Origin of the sequence: Burkholderia sp. E168m23, assembly GCF_016586125.1 — a bacterium.
In the GTDB taxonomy this organism is placed as follows: Bacteria; Pseudomonadota; Gammaproteobacteria; order Burkholderiales; family Burkholderiaceae; genus Burkholderia; species Burkholderia orbicola.
This window is the reverse complement of sequence record NZ_BCPP01000709.1, coordinates 1-3,803: the sequence shown is the minus strand read 5'-3', so window position 1 is coordinate 3,803 and position 3,803 is coordinate 1. Positions and strand designations below refer to the sequence as shown.

The following is a 3,803-nucleotide window of genomic DNA, read 5'->3' as shown; positions in this document are numbered from 1 at the left end:
TCATCGCGTCCGGCCCGACGTAGCCGATGTACCACGCGGCGAGCGCCCCGGCGAGCGCGGCGGGAAGCGCCCCCGCGATGCTCGCGCGCGTCTTCAGCGCGAGCGGATCGTAGCCGAAGCAGACGGCGAGCGCGGGTTCTTCGCGCATCACCTTCAGCGCCCGGCCGAAGCGGCTCGCGGTCAGGCGCCGGTAGGTCGCGTAGGTGAGCGCGAGGCAGCCGGCCGTGACCGCGAGAAACGCGAGATCGGCCCACGGCGCCCGCAGCCCGGGGAACAGCGGCGCGATGCCGCCGATGCCTTGCGCGCCGCCGGTCAGCCAGCTTTCGTTGAGCGCGATCGTGCGCAGGATCTCGGCGATCGCGAGCGTCGCGATCCCCCAGTAGTCGGCGGAGAGCTGTCGCCCGAGCCGTGCGACGACGATCGCCAGCGCCCCCGCGGCGGCCAGCGCGAGCGCCAGCGCCGAAGGCAACGGCCAGCCGAGCTGCGACGCGATGCCGGCCGCGTACGCGCCGAGCCCGCTGAACGCAATGAAGCCGAAATTGACGAGCCCCGCATAGCCGGCCTGCAGGTTCAGCCCGAGCGCCATCGTCGCGTACAGGCAGCCGACGGTCAGCAGATGGATGACGAAACTAGACACGCCGTACCTCCCGATCGAAGATGCCGTAGGGCCGGAAGATGAGGGCGACGAGCAGGATCGCGAACGACACCGCGCCGACGTACTCGACCGGAAAGAACTGCATCGGCCGGTCGACGAGCCCGCCGAAATCGACGTTCAACGCGACGGTTTCGGCCACCGCGATCAGCAGCGCACCGGCTGCCGCCCCGAGCGGATTGCCGAGGCCGCCCAGGATCGCCGCGGAAAACACCGGGATCAACAGCCCGTAGCCGAGATTCACGTGCACGCTCTCGGTGGCGCCGAGCATCGTGCCGCCGAGCGCCGCCAGCACGCCGCTCGCGAACGTGATCACGTTGGTCACGCGGGTCGCGTCGATGCCGGTCGCGAGCGCCAGTGCGCGATTCGACGCGAGCGCGCGCATCGCCCGGCCGAGGCCGGTGCGGTACAGCAGTGCCGCGAATATCGCGAGCGCGCCGGCGCCGCATGCGATCGAGCCCAACTGCGGCACGGACAGCGCGACGCCGGCGATCACCATCGGCGGGTGCACGTCCTGCGCATACTGCTGCGGCCGCGAACCGGCGACGCCGAGCACCAGCGCGACCGCGAGCATCGAGATCGCGAGCGAGCCGATCATCGCCACCGCGCTGCCGGAGCGCAGCAGTCTCGCGAACACGAACAGGTTCAGCAGCGTCGCGGCCGTGCCGACCAGCACGCAGGACACGACCGTCGCGAGTGCGAACGGCATCCCCGCGCGCTCCAGCCAGAGCGTCGCGAATGCGCCGAGCATCGCGTACTGGACATGCGCGATGTTGGGAAAGCGGATCAGCGAATAGAGCGTCGACAAGCCGACCGACACCAGCAGCAGATCGGCGGTGCGGATCAATACGTCGACAATGAATGACAGCATGGCGAGGTCCTCGGGTTCATCCAGGCGGGCGGTCGCTCACTGCTGCGCGACGACCGATTGGCGGTAGATCACCTTCTCGTAGGGCTGGACTTCGCGCTGGCCGTCGGCATCGAACGCGATCGCGCCGGTCACGCCGGTATACGACTTGCCCAATGCCGCGAGCGCCGTGCGAATCTTCGCCGGTTCGATGGATTGCGCGCGGCCGATCGCGGCGGCGGACAACAGCGTCGCGTCGTACGCATAGCTGCCGAACGCCGAGCGCGGGGCCTCGTTGTACGCGGCCTGATAGGCGCTCGCATACGCTTTCGCGCCCGCGCCGAGCGCGGCGACCTCGAGGCCGATCTGGCCTTGCGCGATCTGCGCGGGCGTGTCGCTCGTGCACATCGTCAGATAGATGCCGTACCACGGATGCTGGTTGAGCCGCATCTCGAACGCCTGGCGGTTCAGCGTCGCGGCTTCCTGGCCATAGGCGCTGTAGACGTACGCGTCGGGCTGCGCGCGCGACGCCTGCTCCAGCTCGCGGCGATAGGTCGACTGCCCTTCCGTGTAGAGCACCGTCGACACCACCGTGCCGCCGAGCGCCTCGAAACGCTTCCTGAATTCGCCCGCGATGCCCTGGCCATAGCCGTTGTTCGGCGCGATCAGTGCGATGCGGCGCAGCTTGCGGGCATACACGTCCTGCGCGGCGAAGCGCGCGGACAGGTCGTCCAGCCCGATCACGCTGAACGAGCCCGCGCCGATCTTGCGCACTTGCTGACTCGACGAGCCGATGTTGATGTGCACGTCGCCCTGACGCACCAGGAACTGCCCGACCGGAATCGTCACCGACGACGAGAACTCGCCGAGCACGACCGGCACGTGCTCGACGGTCGCGAGCTTGCGTGCGGCGTCGAGCGCGGTATTGGCCGAGCCGCCCGAATCCTCGATGCGCACGGCGAGCTTCTGGCCCAGCACGCCGCCTTTCGCATTGATCTGCGCGACGGCGAGCTCGATGCCGCGGCGCTGGTCTTCGCCGATCGACGCACTCGCGCCGGTCAGCGGCAGCACCGCGCCCACGCTCACGTCGGCCTGTGCAGCGCCCGACGCAACCGCACCGAGCGCGATCCAGATACCGACACTCCACTGACTTGCCTTCATCTTCGTTCTCCTGTCGCATGGTCGGCCGCACGGCTGGCGGCATGGTTTGATATACAAAAGTGTCGACAGAATCACAGATCAAAAATCGTTTGCAAATAAATTTTCGAATGGCTGTGAAGAATCGTAAAAGCCCTGTGAATTATAGAAAAATCGCCCTGTTTTCATGCATTTATGCACGCATATAAAGATCGCGAATAGCCGTGGTGCACGCGCGCTCCAATGTGGAGCAATCGAGAATATTTCTGAAAAAAGTGTATACAGAGGTGAATTGCAGTGCTTAAATCTGCCCAACTCGACACGGCCTCGGAGGGCAGTCAGATGGTGGAGATCAAGCGATACGGCGTGGGTGAACGGATGAGCCAACTGGTGGTCGCGGGCGGGCTGGCTTTCGTCGCGGGTCAGGTGGCGGACGACACGTCGCTCGACGTGGCCGGACAGACCCGTCAGATTCTCGACAAGATCGACCGGCTGCTCGAAGGCGTGGGGCTCGACAAGCGCCGGATCGTATCCGCGAGCATCTGGCTGGCCGACTATCGCAGCTTCGCCGAGATGAACAGTGTGTGGGACGCGTGGGTGCCGCAGGGCGACGCACCGGCACGCGCGTGCGTCGAATCGAAGCTCGCGTTTCCCCAGTACACGGTCGAGATCGCGGCGATTGCCGCGAGCTAGTACAGGAGAACCGGACGATGAAGACGATCGTGCTCGGCGGCGGCATCGTCGGCGTGACCACTGCATATTTTCTCGCGAAGGCCGGCGACGAGGTGACGGTGATCGAGCGTCGCGACGGCGTCGCGCTCGAAACCAGCTTCGCGAATGCGGGGTTGATCGCGCCTGGCCATTCGTATACCTGGGCGTCGCCGCGTGCGCCGAAGATCCTCTTCAAGTCGCTGTTCGCCGATGGCCAGGCGCTGCGGCTCAAATGGACGCCCGACTGGCGCATGTGGGCCTGGTGCGCGCTGTTCCTGCAGAACTGCACGGCCGAGCGCTCGCGCCGCAACACGTCGATCAAGGTGCGGCTGTGCCGTTATGCGCAGCAGCGACTTCAGCAGGCGACGCGCGACGAACGGCTCGAGTACGACCGCACGAGCGGCGGGCTGTTGTACCTGTATCGCGATCCGGCGTCGTTCGAGCGCGGCGTCGCGA

At 66.7% G+C, this 3,803-nt stretch carries 5 protein-coding genes; 2 read left to right on the top strand and 3 right to left on the bottom strand.

What is annotated here, in order from left to right:
• The 3 genes from JMF90_RS27995 to JMF90_RS27985 form a co-directional block, all read right to left on the bottom strand.
• Positions 1-637, bottom strand: a 637-nt coding sequence (locus JMF90_RS27995) for a branched-chain amino acid ABC transporter permease (RefSeq protein WP_201325697.1), incomplete at its 3' end; no start/stop codon positions are given.
• Positions 630-1,523 carry a branched-chain amino acid ABC transporter permease gene (locus tag JMF90_RS27990; RefSeq protein WP_006481231.1) on the bottom strand — a complete coding sequence of 298 codons (894 nt, stop codon included), beginning with the start codon at positions 1,521-1,523 and terminating at the stop codon, positions 630-632. The genes JMF90_RS27995 and JMF90_RS27990, both read right to left, overlap by 8 nt.
• A gap of 36 nt (positions 1,524-1,559) precedes the next feature.
• Positions 1,560-2,660: an ABC transporter substrate-binding protein gene (locus JMF90_RS27985; RefSeq protein WP_011549807.1), complete on the bottom strand. Its 1,101-nt coding sequence runs from the start codon at positions 2,658-2,660 to the stop codon at positions 1,560-1,562.
• A gap of 318 nt (positions 2,661-2,978) precedes the next feature.
• Here JMF90_RS27985 and JMF90_RS27980 point away from each other — a divergent pair, with 318 nt between their 5' ends.
• Together JMF90_RS27980 and JMF90_RS27975 are read left to right on the top strand one after the other, a co-directional pair.
• The gene (locus JMF90_RS27980; protein WP_012336771.1) at positions 2,979-3,329 is read left to right on the top strand and encodes a RidA family protein; all 351 of its coding nucleotides are present in this window, start codon (positions 2,979-2,981) and stop codon (positions 3,327-3,329) included.
• Between the two features lie 17 nt (positions 3,330-3,346).
• A partial coding sequence (locus JMF90_RS27975) for an FAD-dependent oxidoreductase (RefSeq protein WP_236598049.1) occupies positions 3,347-3,803 on the top strand: 457 nt, incomplete at its 3' end.